Annotated in this window: 10 protein-coding genes and 5 tRNA genes; 9 read left to right on the plus strand and 6 right to left on the minus strand. The window is 44.6% G+C overall.

Going from position 1 to position 16,302, the window contains the following annotated elements:
• Nucleotides 1-98: 98 nt before the first annotated feature.
• On the minus strand, nucleotides 99-992 hold the full coding sequence (gene ilvY / locus FTW16_RS17045; protein WP_146491942.1) for an HTH-type transcriptional activator IlvY: 894 nt from the start codon (nucleotides 990-992) through the stop codon (nucleotides 99-101).
• A 146-nt stretch (nucleotides 993-1,138) separates the two neighbouring features.
• On the opposite strand from ilvY, the gene ilvC reads away from it, so the two are divergent.
• On the plus strand, nucleotides 1,139-2,623 hold the full coding sequence (gene ilvC / locus FTW16_RS17050; RefSeq protein ID WP_086711540.1) for a ketol-acid reductoisomerase: 1,485 nt from the start codon (nucleotides 1,139-1,141) through the stop codon (nucleotides 2,621-2,623).
• A 313-nt stretch (nucleotides 2,624-2,936) separates the two neighbouring features.
• Here ilvC and ubiK read toward each other — a convergent pair whose 3' ends face one another.
• The 4 genes from ubiK to FTW16_RS17070 form a co-directional block, all read right to left on the minus strand.
• On the minus strand, nucleotides 2,937-3,188 hold the full coding sequence (gene ubiK, locus FTW16_RS17055; RefSeq protein WP_146491943.1) for a ubiquinone biosynthesis accessory factor UbiK: 252 nt from the start codon (nucleotides 3,186-3,188) through the stop codon (nucleotides 2,937-2,939).
• Between the two features lie 119 nt (nucleotides 3,189-3,307).
• The gene (locus FTW16_RS17060) at nucleotides 3,308-6,430 is read right to left on the minus strand and encodes a multidrug efflux RND transporter permease subunit (protein WP_146491944.1); all 3,123 of its coding nucleotides are present in this window, start codon (nucleotides 6,428-6,430) and stop codon (nucleotides 3,308-3,310) included.
• A gap of 11 nt (nucleotides 6,431-6,441) precedes the next feature.
• Nucleotides 6,442-7,548: an efflux RND transporter periplasmic adaptor subunit gene (locus FTW16_RS17065; RefSeq protein ID WP_060983266.1), complete on the minus strand. Its 1,107-nt coding sequence runs from the start codon at nucleotides 7,546-7,548 to the stop codon at nucleotides 6,442-6,444.
• An 18-nt stretch (nucleotides 7,549-7,566) separates the two neighbouring features.
• Nucleotides 7,567-8,148: a TetR/AcrR family transcriptional regulator gene (locus tag FTW16_RS17070; protein ID WP_010433399.1), complete on the minus strand. Its 582-nt coding sequence runs from the start codon at nucleotides 8,146-8,148 to the stop codon at nucleotides 7,567-7,569.
• A gap of 180 nt (nucleotides 8,149-8,328) precedes the next feature.
• Here FTW16_RS17070 and rep point away from each other — a divergent pair, with 180 nt between their 5' ends.
• Nucleotides 8,329-10,347, plus strand: coding sequence for a DNA helicase Rep (gene rep / locus FTW16_RS17075; RefSeq protein WP_146491946.1), 2,019 nt, complete (start codon nucleotides 8,329-8,331; stop codon nucleotides 10,345-10,347).
• An 81-nt stretch (nucleotides 10,348-10,428) separates the two neighbouring features.
• Here rep and FTW16_RS17080 read toward each other — a convergent pair whose 3' ends face one another.
• Nucleotides 10,429-10,842 (minus strand): c-type cytochrome, encoded by a 414-nt coding sequence (locus FTW16_RS17080; protein ID WP_146491947.1) that lies wholly within the window; start codon nucleotides 10,840-10,842, stop codon nucleotides 10,429-10,431.
• Nucleotides 10,843-11,140: 298 nt separating this feature from the next.
• On the opposite strand from FTW16_RS17080, the gene FTW16_RS17085 reads away from it, so the two are divergent.
• From FTW16_RS17085 to FTW16_RS17115, 7 genes are all read left to right on the plus strand, one after another.
• Nucleotides 11,141-11,217: transfer RNA gene (locus tag FTW16_RS17085), tRNA-Arg, on the plus strand.
• A gap of 49 nt (nucleotides 11,218-11,266) precedes the next feature.
• A tRNA-His gene (locus FTW16_RS17090) sits at nucleotides 11,267-11,342 on the plus strand.
• Between the two features lie 77 nt (nucleotides 11,343-11,419).
• Nucleotides 11,420-11,496 (plus strand) — tRNA-Pro (locus tag FTW16_RS17095).
• Nucleotides 11,497-11,540: 44 nt separating this feature from the next.
• Nucleotides 11,541-11,616: transfer RNA gene (locus tag FTW16_RS17100), tRNA-His, on the plus strand.
• Nucleotides 11,617-11,671: 55 nt separating this feature from the next.
• Nucleotides 11,672-11,748: transfer RNA gene (locus tag FTW16_RS17105), tRNA-Pro, on the plus strand.
• 1,083 nt (nucleotides 11,749-12,831) lie between these two features.
• Nucleotides 12,832-14,559: a dipeptide ABC transporter ATP-binding protein gene (locus FTW16_RS17110; protein ID WP_017060132.1), complete on the plus strand. Its 1,728-nt coding sequence runs from the start codon at nucleotides 12,832-12,834 to the stop codon at nucleotides 14,557-14,559.
• Nucleotides 14,560-14,653: 94 nt separating this feature from the next.
• The gene (locus FTW16_RS17115; protein WP_146491948.1) at nucleotides 14,654-16,207 is read left to right on the plus strand and encodes an ABC transporter substrate-binding protein; all 1,554 of its coding nucleotides are present in this window, start codon (nucleotides 14,654-14,656) and stop codon (nucleotides 16,205-16,207) included.
• Nucleotides 16,208-16,302: the final 95 nt, after the last annotated feature.

Raw genomic sequence — 16,302 nt, forward strand, 5'->3', positions numbered from 1 at the left:
GAGAAATCAGCGGGCTTTTTTCTTATCTGAGATATACATAAATGAAAAGAGGGAAGAGCACTGACGTGCTCTTCCCTCTTTTGTATTGAAAATAACGACTAATAGTCTGTTAAATATTTCCCTTCTGCAACTTGCCAGAACGCTCGAATTAGAGGGTTATCTAATTGTGCTCGCTTACAACATACACCCAATTCAAACGGTTTGATGGGTTCTATCTTTAAACGGTCTACTTTATCTCTTACTGGACTGTTGTTAATGACCACATCTGGCGCGATACCAACCCCACAACCAAGGGCAACCATGCTCACGATTGCCTCATGCCCTGAAACCTGAGCGTAAATATTGGGTTTTATCTTCATCTTTTTGAACCATGCGTTTGCACGCTCTCGGGCCGTTCCTGCTTCTGGGATGATAAAAGGTACTTCATTCCAGTTTGGTTTATCAGATTGTAGTTGTTGGCTAAAGCTACTCACTCCTGATGGGATGATAACGGAAAGTGGTATATCGCTGATGGTCTCGAATTCTAGCCTTGAAGGAAGGATGTCTGGCTTTGCAGAGATCGCGATATCCGCCTCATCATTTAAGATCTTGTCGATGGATTGAGCCGGATCGCCAGTAGAGAGCTTAAATTCAATATACGGATGAATAGCCCTAAATTCGGTTATGAGTTCAGGTAGGTGACTGTAGCTAGCTGTCACAGAACAAAATATACGTATTTCACCTTTAAGCTCTTGTTCTCCGCCCTTCAGATGCAGGTTATATTGTTGCCATTCGCCAACGATGTTCAATGCCACAGGTAATAGATGTTTACCTGCTGGGGTCAGATCAACACTGCGGTTGTCTCTGATAAGCAGCTCTTGTCCTGTTTCCTCTTCAAGCTTTTGTATCTGACGGCTCAGCGCTGAAGGGCTGACATGCATAGCAGCAGCGGTTTTACTGAAACTCTTGCTATCACATAGATGTATAAATAGTTGTAGAGATTTTATGTTCATGTTCTGCGATCGTTTCCATGTTGCATTTATTGCAATAACTAATTGTGAATATATCACTTTCAGCAACGGAGTGTCTGTTTTAGTATGAAGTCATTCGATAGAGAGATATCGACCTTATGGACTTATTTTTAAAGGAGTGCCCTAGAATGGCTAACTATTTCAATACATTAAACCTTCGTGAACAACTAGACCAATTAGGTCGTTGCCGCTTCATGGATCGTGAAGAATTTGCGACAGAAGCTGAATATCTTGAAGGTAAGAAAATCGTAATTGTTGGTTGTGGTGCTCAAGGCCTAAACCAAGGTCTAAATATGCGTGATTCTGGTCTAGACGTATCTTACGCTCTTCGCCAAGCAGCAATTGACGAGAAGCGTCAATCATTCAAGAACGCTGATGAGAACGGCTTTGTTGTTGGTAGCTACGAAACGCTAATCCCTCAAGCAGACCTAGTAATCAACCTGACTCCAGACAAGCAACACACAAACGTTGTTGAAACTGTAATGCCTCTAATGAAAGAAGGCGCTGCACTTGGTTACTCTCACGGCTTTAACGTTGTTGAAGAAGGCATGCAGTTACGTTCTGACCTTACGGTAGTAATGGTTGCACCTAAGTGTCCTGGTTCTGAAGTTCGCGAAGAGTACAAGCGTGGTTTCGGTGTACCAACACTGATCGCTGTTCACCCAGAAAATGACCCTAAAGGCGAAGGCTGGGATATCGCTAAAGCTTGGGCTGCTGGTACCGGTGGTCACCGTGCAGGTTGCCTAGAGTCTTCTTTCGTAGCGGAAGTTAAATCTGACCTTATGGGCGAGCAAACTATCCTTTGTGGCATGCTACAAGCAGGTTCTATCGTATCTTACGAGAAGATGATTGCTGACGGCATTGAACCAGGTTACGCAGGCAAGCTTCTACAATACGGTTGGGAAACAATCACTGAAGCACTTAAGTTCGGTGGCGTAACTCACATGATGGATCGTCTATCTAACCCAGCTAAAGTTAAAGCGTTTGAGCTTTCGGAAGAGCTTAAAGACCTAATGCGTCCGCTTTACAACAAGCATATGGATGACATCATTTCTGGTCATTTCTCTAGCACTATGATGGCTGACTGGGCGAACGATGATGTGAACCTACTAGGCTGGCGTGAAGAAACAGGCGAAACTGCATTCGAAAACTACCCAGCTTCTGACGTAGAAATCTCAGAGCAAGAGTACTTCGATAACGGTATTCTTATGGTTGCTATGGTTCGTGCCGGTGTTGAGCTAGCATTCGAAGCTATGACTGCATCAGGTATCATCGATGAGTCTGCTTACTACGAATCTCTACATGAGCTTCCACTAATCGCAAACACAGTTGCTCGTAAGCGTCTGTACGAAATGAACGTAGTAATCTCTGATACAGCTGAGTACGGTAACTACCTATTCGCTAACGTAGCAACACCGCTATTACGTGAGAAGTTCATGCCTTCAGTTGCAACTGACGTAATCGGTCGTGGTCTAGGTGAAACATCTAACCAAGTAGATAACGCTAAACTAATCGAAGTTAACGAAGCTATCCGTAACCACCCTGTAGAGTACATTGGTGAAGAGCTACGTAGCTACATGAGCGACATGAAACGTATCGCTGTAGGCGGTTAATTCGTCGCTTAGATTAGATATTGCGAATTTGTAGAAAAAGCAAAGCAGTATCAATAACTTCTTACAGGTTGGAGTTATGAATAAGCAACACAACATCTAATGAAAAGGCTTGGTCGCCGTTGACCAAGCCTTTTTTGTTTTTCAGAGGTGGAAGTCGAGAATGTTTTGCGTACCAGAGGACGATAGCTTTTAAACTAAGTCATTCCTGAAAGTGGCGAAGAAACGTGGCCGGGAATCTCTCCTTATTATTCTCGCTCGCATAAAAAAGGGCTGACGTTTTCACGTCAACCCTTCTATGTTTTTCGCTGATAACTTACTTGTCAGCAAACTTAGCTTCTAGATCTGCTAGCTTCTGTTCCATTTCAGTTAGCTTTTGGCGAGTGCGAAGCAGTACTTGTGTTTGAACATCAAACTCTTCACGGCTCACAACGTCTAGCTTGTTTAGCTGGCCTTGGATAACCTGGCGAACTTTTTGGTCTACGTCTGAACCAAGCTCTTTTACTGGTTGAGGCATAGAATCGTGGATCTGCTTAGCAATCTGCTCTAATTTTTTTGGATCAAACATATCAATTAAAACTCCTGAATATTTACTACTATTCTATTTAATCACACTTGAGATGTCGCCTATGGCGTATAAAAAAAGGCCACCGAAGTAGCCTTTTTATTGTTAATACGACTTAGCGATTACTTATTATCAGCTAATTCTCTATGTGCCGCTTTTGCTTCATCGACACGAGCTAGCTTTTCTAGGTCTTTGTCTTCAACAAATACAGGTAGAGGTTTGTGTTTTTCAGCCAGGTAGCTGTAAATCACGGGCAGTACAAATAGCGTGAAGAGAGTACCAATCGCTAAACCAGCAACGATTACGATACCAATACTAAAGCGCTGAGCCGCACCCGCACCACTTGCGTACATCAGTGGGATTAGACCTGCGATCATCGCCGCCGTTGTCATCAGGATTGGACGAAGACGAACCTTCGCAGCTTCCATTACCGCTTCGATACGAGTCTTGTGATGATGTAGCTGCTCTTCTTTTGCAACTTCACAGATCAAGATACCGTGTTTGGTAATCAGACCAACCAAGGTGATCAAACCTACCTGCGAGTAGATGTTCATCGTTGCCGCACCCCAAGCTAGAGCTATTAGAGCACCACAGATCGCCAGTGGTACAGATACCATGATAACCAATGGATCCTTAAGAGATTCGAATTGAATCGCAAGTACCAAGAAGATGATAGCCAGTGCTAGACCAAAGGTCGCGTAAAGTGCGCTACCTTCAGTTACATATTGGCGCGCTTCACCCATGTAATCGTGGTTGTAGCCACTTGGTAGTTTATTTGCTGCTGTATCTTCAAACCAAGCAATTGCATCACCCATTGCCGCACCTGGTGCAGGTACCGCACCAATCGTCGCTGAGTTCAATTGGTTGAAGTGAGGAAGAGAACGAGGTTCTGCCACAACATCAATCGTAATTAAACTGCCTAGTGGAACAGCGTTACCATCAGCTGCTCGAACGTAGTAGTTGTTCATCGACTCTGGGTTCAAACGGAATTTACGTTCAACCTGAGGAATTACCTCGTAAGAACGTCCATTCAAGTCAATACGGTTGACGTAGCCATCTGACATCATGGTACCTAGCGTGATACCGATATCTTGCATGGTCACACCGTATGCGCCTGCTTTATCCTTGTCGATGTTGATCTTCATGGTTGCTGAGTCGTAGTTCAGGTCGAGATCTGAATATACAAACAGTGGGTTTGAAGATACATCAGCCAGAATGTCAGTGGTGATTTGGAACAAGCTTTCAAAACTGTTTGGCGTTGTAATGACAAACTGAATTGGAAGGCCTGAACCTGCACCTGGTAGTTCTGGCATTTGGAACGCTGTTACCGCCATTCCAGGAACATCTTTCACCAAACCACCAACGCGGTTTGCTACTTCTGATTGGCTTGCTTCACGCTCACTCCATGGAACCATAGATGCAATACCAAACGCTTGGTTTGCATTAGGAACACCAGTAAACACCTGCGCGTACGCTACTTCTGGCTGGTCAGACAGAATTGTGTTTACGTCGTTCATGGTATTTTGCATGAAGTCTAAGTTCGCATTCGAAGGTGCCGTACCCATTAGCATGATTACACCCTTATCTTCTGAAGGTGCTAATTCACTAGGGATGAACTTGAATAACATCGGCAAACTTGCAAATACGATGATAGCAAAGCCAATGAATACTGGACGATGCTGCATTACCGCGCCAAGCATACGCTCGTAACGGTTAGTCATACCATCCAGTACACCATGAACTTTCTGTTCAAACTTGCTTGGCTCAGCGTGAGCTTTCAGCATTTTTGAACACATCATTGGCGATAGCGTAAGTGCCACAATACCTGACACGAAAACCGAACCTGCTAGGGTTAACGCAAACTCTTTAAATAGCGAGCCTGTGATACCACCCATCATTGCGATTGGAGCATATACCGCACCTAGCGTTAGTGTCATTGCGATAACAGGGACCGCAATTTCACGGGTACCGATAATTGCCGCACGGAAAGGGGACTCCCCGAGCTTGATGTGCCGGTCGACGTTCTCAAGTACTACGATCGCATCATCTACCACTAAGCCGATGGCGAGTACCATTGCCAGGAGTGTCATCAGGTTCCAAGAGAAACCCATTGCCTGCATTACCATTGCCACACCAATCAAAGACAGTGGGATAGTAACGATAGGAATCAGTACCGCTCGGAATGAACCTAAGAACAAGGTGATTACGATCAATACGATTAATGCAGCTTCAAGGATTGTCTTGATAACCTCTTGAATTGACTCGTTAATAGCAATAGTTGAATCGTACATTACGTTCATAGAGATGTTGCTTGGTAGGTTCTTCTCTAGTTGAGGAAGAAGCTCAAGTACATCTGCAGCGATGTTGATTGGGTTGGCACTTGGTGCCGCATTGATCGCAGCAACAACCGCTTCCTGACCGTTTGCACTTGCACGGTAAACGTCGTGGCTTTTCTCTAGAGAAACCTTAGCGATGTCAGACAGACGAATAATCTCACCTTCACCACTTCTAACGACTAAGTTCTCTAATTCTTCAGTGTTCGATACTTGCGTGTCGGCACTGCCGTTATAAAGAACAAACTCGCCGGTTGCTTGACCTGTAGCCGATTGGTAGTTGTTGGCATTCAATACCGTCATTACATCACTAGCAGTTAGGTTAACTGCAGCCATTTTTGACGGGTCTAGCCATACGCGTAGTGCGTATTTCATGCCACCGTATAGGTCAACTTTCGATACACCATTTACCGTAAATAGCTGCGGGTTAATTACACGCTCTAGATAATCGGTAATTTGGCTCGACACCAACTCATCACTAGTAAAACCAATGTAGAGTACAGCTGTTGTTGAACCAGTCGACATGGTTACGGTTGGATCTTCCGCTTCTTTTGGAAGCTGAGAACGCACCGAGTTTGTCTTGGCCAGTATGTCAGACAGCGCTGCATTCGGGTCGGTGTTCAACTTCATGTTCACCGTAATCGTCGAGCTACCGAGTACAGAAGAGGAAGTCATATAGTCGATGTTATCCGCTTGCGCCACAGCCTGTTCGAGGGGTTGGGTGATAAAGCCTTGGATAAGATCGGCACTTGCACCGTAGTAACTCGTGGTTACGGTTACAACGGTATTCGTCATTTCAGGGTATTCACGCACCTGCATTTTGAAGATTGCTTGTAAGCCAAGCAGCGCAATCAAAAAGCTGATGGATACCGCTAGAACTGGACGTTTAATAAAAACATCAGTAAAGCGCATTGTGCCTCCAGTTACAGCTTAGGTGTTTCAGATGGTGGAGTGATTGCATCACTTTCAACAACCTTAACTTTGGCGCCGTTACTTAGACGTACTTGGCCAGAAGTTACAACCGTATCGCCAGCTTTAACGCCTTCAAGGATGTGCGCGATATCTGCTGTGCGTTCACCAACTTTCACGACGTGTTGAGCAACACGCTGAACGCCGTCTTCTTCAGTCAGGATGTAAACATTGTCACCGTATAGAGTGAAAGTAATCGCTGTTTGAGGCAGAGTTACTTGATTCTCTAGTTTAGGCAGAATGATGTTAGCGCGCGCGAACATGCCGCTACGAAGTTTGCCATCATTGTTTGGAATATCTGCTTGAACTTGGATAAGACCACTTTGGATGCTAACAGCGGGTTCAATTGCACTAATGGAGCCTTCAAACGGTGTTTCTGGGTAAGCATCAACAAAGATGTCGACAGCTTGGCCTACATTGATACGAGAGATGTCGGTTTGAGAAACCGTGAAGCGCAGGCGCATTACACTGGTATCTTCTAAACGAACGATATCTGTACCCGATTGCAGGTATTGACCTAGGTATACGTTACGAATACCAACAGTACCGTCGAATGGTGCACGAATTTCACGGCGCTCGATCGATGCTTTTAAGCTTTCAATGTCAGCAGATAGAGAGTAGTAGTTTGCCTCTGCTTCATCGTATGCTTCTTTTGAAATAGAGCCTTTCTTAAACAGGCCTTGGTAGCGTTTGTATTTTGCTTTTGCCGCAGGCAGGCGAGCTTCAGAACTCTTTAAGTTGGCTTTTTCTACGCCAGAATCAAGACGAACAAGAAGTTGGTCATTTTTAACGTCAGTTCCTGAACCAAAAGAGATTTGGTCAATAACACCGCTAGTTTCATTAGCTAGTGTCACACCTTGGTTAGGTTCGATGAAGCCGATAGCTTCAATCACTGGAACCCAGTCGATCGGCTGAACTTCAGTCACTGTTACTGGAAACTCTGGTTCAGGGCGGTTGGCCATATACTCAGCAATTTTTTGTTGTTTGAACATGTTGAACCCAATAACGCTGCCGAAAAGTAGTACAGCGATGAGTAACATGAAGAAAGTCCACTTTTTCATTATGGTCAAAACTCCGATCTAGTGTTTAATTATTGCGTCCCAACTGGCTTCAATTGCAGCTTCTAGTGCAGCCTCGTCGAGTTGGTAAAATCCTAAAGAATGCTTTCGCGCTAGAGATACACTAGCTGCTAAGCTCAAGCCACTTAGTACTTCATTATCAAGTGGTTTAAACAATCCTTGCTCTTTACCCTCATTAAATAGCAGCTCAACTTGGGCAAACATTTTACGTTCTAGTTCCCTGAAGTTTAGGCTATTTGTTATGGGTAGTGAGTCATACTGAACCCGATTTTTGATCGCGGCTAAGTTCGTTCCTGCTAAGTTCCATATGTTGAGCCACATGGTTCTATAGCGTTGCTTTATTGGATCCGAATCATTAACCCCTTCTTGAACAGCATCAGCTACTCTTTGAGTCACGAGCACTCGAACATCATCTATCAAGTGGTCTTTATCATCGAAGTAGCGGTAGATAGTGCCTGCAGCAACCCCCGCCTCTTTGGCTAATTTTTGCATTGAAAGGCCTTGAAAGCCGACCTCGGCAATGAGCTTTTCAGCGGCAGAAAGTATTTGTTGGCGTTTATCCTGAGGTGCATGAGTTGTCATTATTCTATCACCAGTGAATGAACGTTCATTCATTATAGCCTAAGAACCACACACATGTGCAACAAAGTTTTACACATGCAGCGTAAAAATCTTGTATAAGAGAACGTAGCATTCGAGGTGTTGCAGCATTATTATAGGCGCGCAATTTAATTCGCTCCTCTAGACCAAATTGAGAACCAAATGAAACTGAACCCAAGACAAGATGAAGCCGTGAAATATGTTTCGGGCCCCTGCTTAGTATTAGCGGGCGCTGGATCCGGTAAAACACGTGTTATCACCAATAAGATCGCTTACTTGGTTCAAGAGTGTGGCTATAAGGCGCGTCATATTGCTGCGGTAACCTTTACCAATAAAGCGGCACGTGAGATGAAAGAGCGTGTTGGACAAACTCTTGGTAAAGGTGAGTCGAAAGGTCTGATCGTTTCAACGTTTCACACCATGGGTTTAACTATCATTCGTCGTGAATATAAAGCACTGGGTTTGAAAGCGGGTTTTTCTCTATTTGATGATCAAGACCAGTTAGCTCTGTTAAAAGAGTTAACTGAAAGACAAATTGATGGCGATAAGGATTTATTGCGTGCATTGATGAGTGCGATTTCGAATTGGAAGAATGACATGCTGACGCCAGATCAGGCGAAAGCTCGAGCTCAAGGCGAACAAGAACAGCTTTTTGCATTCTGTTTTGAGATGTACCAAAAACAGATGAAGGCCTATAACGCACTCGACTTTGATGATTTGATTGCGATGCCGGTATTACTGCTCAAAACCAATCAAGAAGTACGCGAGCGTTGGCAGTCGCGTATTCGCTACTTATTGGTGGATGAATACCAAGATACCAACACCAGCCAATATGAACTGGTTCGCTTGCTTGTTGGAGAGCGCGGCCGCTTGACGGTGGTAGGTGATGACGACCAATCTATCTATTCATGGCGTGGTGCAAAACCGCAAAACTTGGTGCTGCTTGGTGAGGACTACCCGAACCTACGCTTGATCAAACTAGAGCAAAACTATCGTTCAACCAGTCGAATCTTACGTGCGGCGAACATCTTGATCGCCAACAACCCACACGTTTATGAAAAGTCACTGTTCTCAGAGATCCCAGACGGTGAAAAGCTCAAGGTACTGAATGCTAAGAATGAAGAGCATGAGGCCGAGCGTATTACCGGTGAGATCATCGCTCATAAGTTTTTGAACCGTACTGAATATAAAGATTACGCAGTGCTTTACCGTGGTAACCATCAATCGCGCTTGATTGAAAAAGCGCTGATGCAGAACCGCGTGCCTTACAAGATCTCCGGCGGCACCTCTTTCTTCGCCAGAGCAGAAATTAAAGACATCATGGCTTACCTGCGTGTGTTGGTGAACCCAGATGATGACAACGCCTTCCTACGTATTGTAAACACACCGCGTCGTGAGATTGGTCCGGTGACGCTTGAGAAATTAGGCAGCTACGCCAACATGCGTGGTAAAAGCTTGTTTGAAGCAAGCTTTGAAATGGGCTTGGAGCAAACGCTGACGGGGCGTGGTTTAGAAAACCTGCGCCGATTCGGTGATTGGATTGTTCGTATCTCGGATAATGCTGAACGTGGTAATACGGTTGAGGCTGTTCGTTCTTTGGTTCGTGACATTAACTATGAAGATTGGTTATACGAAACCTCTGCGAGCCCGAAAGCTGCTGAAATGCGAATGAAGAACGTTTCTGATCTTTATAGTTGGATTGTGGCCGATCTTGAGGGTGACAACTACGACAAAGAAGAGAAAACCCTACGCGAGGTGGTTCAACGTTTAACGCTGCGCGACATGATGGAACGAGGTGAAGATGATGACGATGCAGATCAAGTTCAATTAATGACATTGCACGCATCGAAAGGCCTAGAGTTTCCGTATGTATTTCTGATGGGTGCTGAAGAGGGTATCTTGCCGCACCAAACCAGTGTCGATGAAGGTAACGTAGAAGAAGAGCGTCGTCTGATGTATGTAGGGATTACTCGAGCTCAGAAAGAGCTGACCTTTACTAAGTGTCGTGAACGTCGTCAGTATGGCGAGTTGATTAAGCCAACACAAAGCCGCTTCTTAGATGAACTGCCACATGATGATGTGGAGTGGGAAAGCGTGAAGAAGCCACAGTCCGCTGAAGAGCGAATGGAGAAAGGGCAGGCGCACATTGCTAACATTCGTGCGATGTTCAATAAGAAATAATTCTCTACTTAATTAACACCATATAGAAGACAATAAAAAAGGTGACCATGAGGTCACCTTTTTTGAATTTGGCATTTTTAATTACAGACCGGCAATCATGTGCTCGATAGCATCTTTGATTTCGTCGTCTGAACAGTCCATACATGAACCTTTCGCAGGCATCGCATTGAAACCGTTGATTGCGTGGTCAGCTAGGATGTCGCGACCTTGAGCAATACGAGGACCCCAGTCACCAGCATCACCTGTTTTAGGTGCGCCACTTACGCCAGATGCGTGACAAGCGATACAAAAGGTACCGTAAACTGCTGCGCCATCACGAGGGCCTGTTGGTTCTGCGGCTACTGGCTCGCTGCCGACTAGGTAAACTTGGCCAACTGGTTTGATGCGTTCAGCAATTGCATCTTGCTCCGCTTCGCTAAGGCCTGCAGCCATTGCGCCAGTTGAAAAGGTTAAAACTGCGATGACAATGCTTAAAATTCGACGAGACATATCCATTAAACTCACTTTACATTCCCAAGGTAAGTACATGCTTACCAATTTATAGTGTTGGAAGGGTGTTTTGGCTTTAACCAGCAAAGAGCAACTGTTAAACCAATGTAAATAATGGGTGATTATATCCCGATAAGTTGTTGCAATAAACAACAACTTATAAGCTGTGGCAGGTTGTAGTACTCAAATAAGGGGTTTATCACATATTAACTGTCGAAAAAGAGACCAAACAGAAAAAAAAGTTAAAAAAGTACTAGACGGCATTGGGTGATATACGTATTATTCCACTCCGCCGACAGGGCATGCGCCTGTAGCTCAGCTGGATAGAGCGTTGGCCTCCGGAGCCAAAGGCCGAAGGTTCGAATCCTTTCAGGCGCGCCATCCGGTCACTTACTTCGGTAAGCGAGAAATTGGCAGAAAAGAAATTATGGTGGCTATAGCTCAGTTGGTAGAGCCCTGGATTGTGATTCCGGTGGTCGCGAGTTCGAATCTCGTTAGCCACCCCATTCTTTCTTTACAAAATATCGGTAGCTTCGGCTTCCAGTGTTGATTCATTCTTCCCAAGAGTCGATACAAAACTAGTCGGTGAATAGCGCAGCTTGGTAGCGCATCTGGTTTGGGACCAGAGGGTCGGGGGTTCGAATCCCTCTTCACCGACCACTATTTCAATAATCGCTTTTAAGCGGTTATATAAAAAATTAGTGGTGGCTATAGCTCAGTTGGTAGAGCCCTGGATTGTGATTCCGGTGGTCGCGAGTTCGAATCTCGTTAGCCACCCCATTAATTTTGGTAGCTTCTTTGAAGTTTCCAGTTTGAGAAATCAAGCGAAACGTCTCGGTGAATAGCGCAGCTTGGTAGCGCATCTGGTTTGGGACCAGAGGGTCGGGGGTTCGAATCCCTCTTCACCGACCACCTTAAGAAAGCTCATCAGAAATGATGAGCTTTTTTTTCATCTGTAGATCGCTAGATTGGAACCCAAGTGGGGTTCGCCTGATGTTCAAAGAATGTCTCTTCACTGATCACTTAAGAAGCTCCGTCAGAAATGACGGGGCTTTTTTACGTCTGGAATTTAGATAATTTGGTGCCAAGAGGGTCGCGGGCTGGTGCGCCAGCCCGGTGGATCGCCAGTCCACAGGGAGCCCTGCCGCGCCAAACCCCTCTTCATCGACTCTTAAGAAGCCTTAGTCGAAAAACTGGTTTTTTACATCTGTTGTTTCAGTAACTCTCTACTTTGAATATTGGGATCTTACCTGCTGTTGCTTCCGTAAACCTCCCCCTTTATATGTAAGACAGATTCCTACCATTTTTCTTGATTATGGTGCTGATACAGAGCTACTTTCTTTATCAAACATGCAGTTCTATATCTAATTTTATATAAATAGTTAGTTCAATAATTCGACATACTAATGGACTTGGTCTAAAGACTTTTATGAAAAGTGAAACCTGACCCTAAACCTGCTCACTAAGGCCTGAATTTGACAGCTTTCTGCGCATTTGCTCGTTCAAAAACGCCTCTGATTTGTTAAGCCTTTCATTTCTCTGGTTTGTATTTATCAAAATAATTTAAATGGTTAAATATATGGTCAATATGATCCTATCTAGTTGTTTTGTTTGTTTTAATTAACAAAGTTAGCGTTTGTTTCTATAGTGTTAATTGTTTTTTGGAATAATTATTTGTTTTTATTGAATGGTAGTGAGATCTGCTTTGAACCACGGGTTTAGGTCTACAAGTAAGTAGTGGTAAGGGGTTTGTGAGCATTTATTACCGCTAATATAATGTTGATTTTTCTTACTATATGCTCTTTGAGTGAATAGTTATGTGTCACTTTTGCTTGCTAAGCGTTTAATGTCGACTTTTTATCCTATTTTTGTTGCTTTTCTGTGAATTATTTGCCAAATTGTCAACCGTATAAAATATCAGAACAATATTCTGGTAAGAATGGATTCAATTTTGCAGACAGGGCAGAAAGCTGCCAAAGCAGTAGAGGTCTGGTAATGTCACTTTTAGAAGTAAAAAATCTTCGTATCGAATACCCATCTCGTCATGGAGTTCACGCCGCCGTTAAATCGCTTTCGTTCAACATTGAACGTGGTGAGATCGTTGGTGTTGTAGGCGAGTCTGGTGCAGGTAAATCAACAGTAGGTAATGCTGTGATCGATTTGCTGAGCCCTCCCGGCCGTATTGCTAGCGGCGAGGTATTTCTGGATGGCGAAAAAGTCTCTGGCTTATCTCCTGAACAGATGCGTTCTGTTCGCGGCTCAAAGATTGGTTTTATCTTCCAAGATCCAATGACGTCTCTTAACCCTCTATTCACAGTAGAACAGCAGTTAAAAGAGACGATTCATGCCAACATGAAAGTTTCGGATCAAGAAGCCTACCAGCGTTCATTAGACTTGATGAACCAAGTGGGTATCCCACAACCGGAAAACCGTTTAAAGCAGTACCCACACCAATTCTCTGGCGGTATGCGTCAGCGTGTAGTTATCGCGATCGCATTGGCAGGTGAACCTGACCTTATCATCGCAGATGAACCAACAACGGCACTGGATGTGTCTATTCAAGACCAAATCTTAGGCTTGATTCGCGATCTATGTATTAAGAAAAACGTAGGTTGCATGTTGGTAACGCACGACATGGGCGTGGTATCTAACGTTACCGACCGCGTAGCCGTTATGTATCGTGGTGACTTAGTTGAGTTTGGCCCAACAGCGAAAGTGCTGGGCACTCCTGAACACCCATACACACATAGCCTTATCTCTGCGGTTCCTCGTTCAGACCGCAAACTCGATCGTTTCCCTCTTGTTAGCTACATCGAAGAAGCACAAGAGATGGAACCACTCGATGTGAAAAACCACTGGTTAGGTCAAAGCCAAGATCACCGTGACTACACTGGTCCACTGTTGAATGTTGAGAACGTAAACTTGCGCTTTACCACCAAAGATTCTTTCTTTGAGAGCCGTCGTGAGTACGTTCAGGCGTCAAACAACGTGAGCTTTGAAGTACATGAAGGCGAAACGTTTGGTCTAGTAGGTGAATCAGGTTCAGGTAAGTCAACGATCGCACGTGTGATTGCTGGCTTGTACGCACCGAACTCAGGCAAGGTAACGTTTGAAGGCGTTGATCTTACAGGTCTGAAATCTGAAAAAGAACGTCGCCCTATGCGTCGTCAAATGCAGATGGTTTTCCAAAACCCTTACACATCAATGAACCCTCGAATGAAGATATTCGACATCATTGCTGAACCTATCCGATTCCATAAGCTTACTCGCAACGAAAATGAAACTCGTCAGATCGTGAACGACCTGCTAGAGCACGTTGGTTTAGGCAAGATGGCAGGGGTGAAGTACCCGCACGAATTCTCAGGTGGTCAACGTCAGCGTATTTCTATCGCTCGCGCTTTGGCAACTCGTCCGCGTCTTTTGATTTGTGATGAACCAACTTCGGCACTGGATGTGTCGGTACAGGCTCAGATCCTTAACCTACTAAAAGACTTACAAGACGAGCTAAACCTAACCATGCTGTTCATCAGTCACGATTTACCGGTTATTCGCCAAATGTGTGACCGTGTTGGTGTGATGCAGATGGGGACATTATTGGAGGTTGCGCCAACGGAGCAGCTGTTCCAATCACCTCAGCATGAATACAGCAAACAACTGATTTCTTTAATGCCTGAATTTACAGGTTTAAGAGAAGAAAAAGCAGTGGCACAAGCCGCGGTATAAAAATCAGCAGGCTGGAGTTTAGCTTGCTAACAACAATAAACAGACGCAAATACAACAACTAGGGATCTGGATTCCCGCATGAAGGAGTTATGCAATGAAAACCATGAAAAGCAAATTAGCAGTAGCTTTAATGGCAGCTGGCCTAAGCTTTAGTGCAGCAGCAGCAGATATTACCGTTGGCTACGCAGCTGACCCAGTATCACTTGACCCGCACGAGCAGCTGTCTGGTGGCACACTGCAAATGTCTCACATGGTGTTTGACCCTCTAGTACGTTTCACTCAAGAGATGGATTTTGAAGGCCGTCTAGCATCTAGCTGGGAGCGTGTTGATGAAACGACTTTCCGCTTCAACCTACGTAAAGGTGTGAAATTCCACTCTGGTAACGAACTGACTGCTGATGATGTTGTGTGGACTTTTGAACGTCTACAAGCTTCTCCAGACTTTAAGTCTATCTTCACGCCATACGAAAAAATGGTAAAAGTGGATGACTACACAGTTGAGCTAGTATCAAAAGCGGCTTACCCACTAGTACTACAAACAGCAACTTACATCTTCCCAATGGACAGCAAGTTCTACTCTGGCCAAACAGCTGAAGGTAAAGACAAGTCTGAGCTAGTTAAGCACGGTAACTCGTTTGCTTCGACTAACGTTTCAGGTACTGGTCCTTTCATCGTAACGCAGCGTGAGCAAGGCGTTAAAGTAACGTTCGAACGTTTCAACGATTACTGGGATACAGAAACTGAAGGCAACGTAGACAAGCTAACACTTGTGCCAATCAAAGAAGACGCGACACGTGTTGCAGCACTTCTTTCTGGCGACGTTGATATGATTCACCCAGTAGCACCAAACGATCACAAGCGTGTTAAAAACGCTAAGAACATCGATCTAGTAACGCTACCTGGTACTCGTATCATCACGTTCCAAATGAACCAAAACAGCAACGAAGCTCTTAAAGATGTTCGCGTTCGTCAGGCGATTGTTCACGCAATCAACAACGAAGGTATCGTTAAGAAGATCATGAAAGGCTTCGCAACAGCAGCTGGTCAGCAAAGCCCAACAGGCTACGCGGGTCACAACGAAGACCTAGTTCCTCGTTACGATCTGAAAAAAGCGAAAGAGCTGATGAAAGAAGCGGGCTACGAAGATGGCTTTACGCTAACTATGATGGCTCCAAACAACCGTTACGTGAACGATGCGAAAGTAGCGCAAGCGTCTGCGGCAATGCTATCTAAGATTGGTATCAAAGTTGATCTTAAGACTATGCCTAAAGCACAGTACTGGCCTGAGTTTGACCTATGTTCAGCAGACATGATGATGATCGGCTGGCACTCAGATACTGAAGATTCAGCTAACTTCAACGAGTTCCTAACTATGACTCGTAACGAAGAGACTGGTCGTGGTCAATACAACTGTTCTGGTTACTCAAACCCAGAAATGGATGCGATCGTAGAAGCTTCTAACACTGAAACTGACCCAGTTAAGCGTTCTGAAATGCTGAAAGGCGTTGAAGCAACTCTATACAACGACGCAGCATTCGTACCGCTACACTGGCAAAGTGAAGCGTGGGGCGCGAAGTCTAACGTAGGTGCAGCAGACATAGTAAACCCAATGGTTATGCCTTACTTCGGCGACCTAGTTGTAAAATAATCTAGCTTGCTAGAATCGAGAGCCTGAAGCTTTTCAGGCTCTCAAATTATTAAGAAATAGATTTAAGTTTCGGTATTTGGTCTTCCTTCAGTCTG

This window comes from Vibrio sp. T20, from assembly GCF_007858795.1.
Classification (GTDB): domain Bacteria; phylum Pseudomonadota; class Gammaproteobacteria; order Enterobacterales; family Vibrionaceae; genus Vibrio; species Vibrio satsumensis.

Coding starts and splice junctions, on each gene's coding strand:
- FTW16_RS17070 (WP_010433399.1), bottom strand. CDS start 8,148: ATGACAACTCATGCACCTCAGGATAAACGCCAACAAATACTTTCTGCC.
- FTW16_RS17060 (WP_146491944.1), bottom strand. CDS start 6,430: ATGCGCTTTACTGATGTTTTTATTAAACGTCCAGTTCTAGCGGTATCC.
- FTW16_RS17115 (WP_146491948.1), top strand. CDS start 14,654: ATGAAAACCATGAAAAGCAAATTAGCAGTAGCTTTAATGGCAGCTGGC.
- ilvC (WP_086711540.1), top strand. CDS start 1,139: ATGGCTAACTATTTCAATACATTAAACCTTCGTGAACAACTAGACCAA.
- FTW16_RS17080 (WP_146491947.1), bottom strand. CDS start 10,842: ATGGATATGTCTCGTCGAATTTTAAGCATTGTCATCGCAGTTTTAACC.
- ilvY (WP_146491942.1), bottom strand. CDS start 992: ATGAACATAAAATCTCTACAACTATTTATACATCTATGTGATAGCAAG.
- rep (WP_146491946.1), top strand. CDS start 8,329: ATGAAACTGAACCCAAGACAAGATGAAGCCGTGAAATATGTTTCGGGC.
- FTW16_RS17065 (WP_060983266.1), bottom strand. CDS start 7,548: ATGAAAAAGTGGACTTTCTTCATGTTACTCATCGCTGTACTACTTTTC.
- ubiK (WP_146491943.1), bottom strand. CDS start 3,188: ATGTTTGATCCAAAAAAATTAGAGCAGATTGCTAAGCAGATCCACGAT.
- FTW16_RS17110 (WP_017060132.1), top strand. CDS start 12,832: ATGTCACTTTTAGAAGTAAAAAATCTTCGTATCGAATACCCATCTCGT.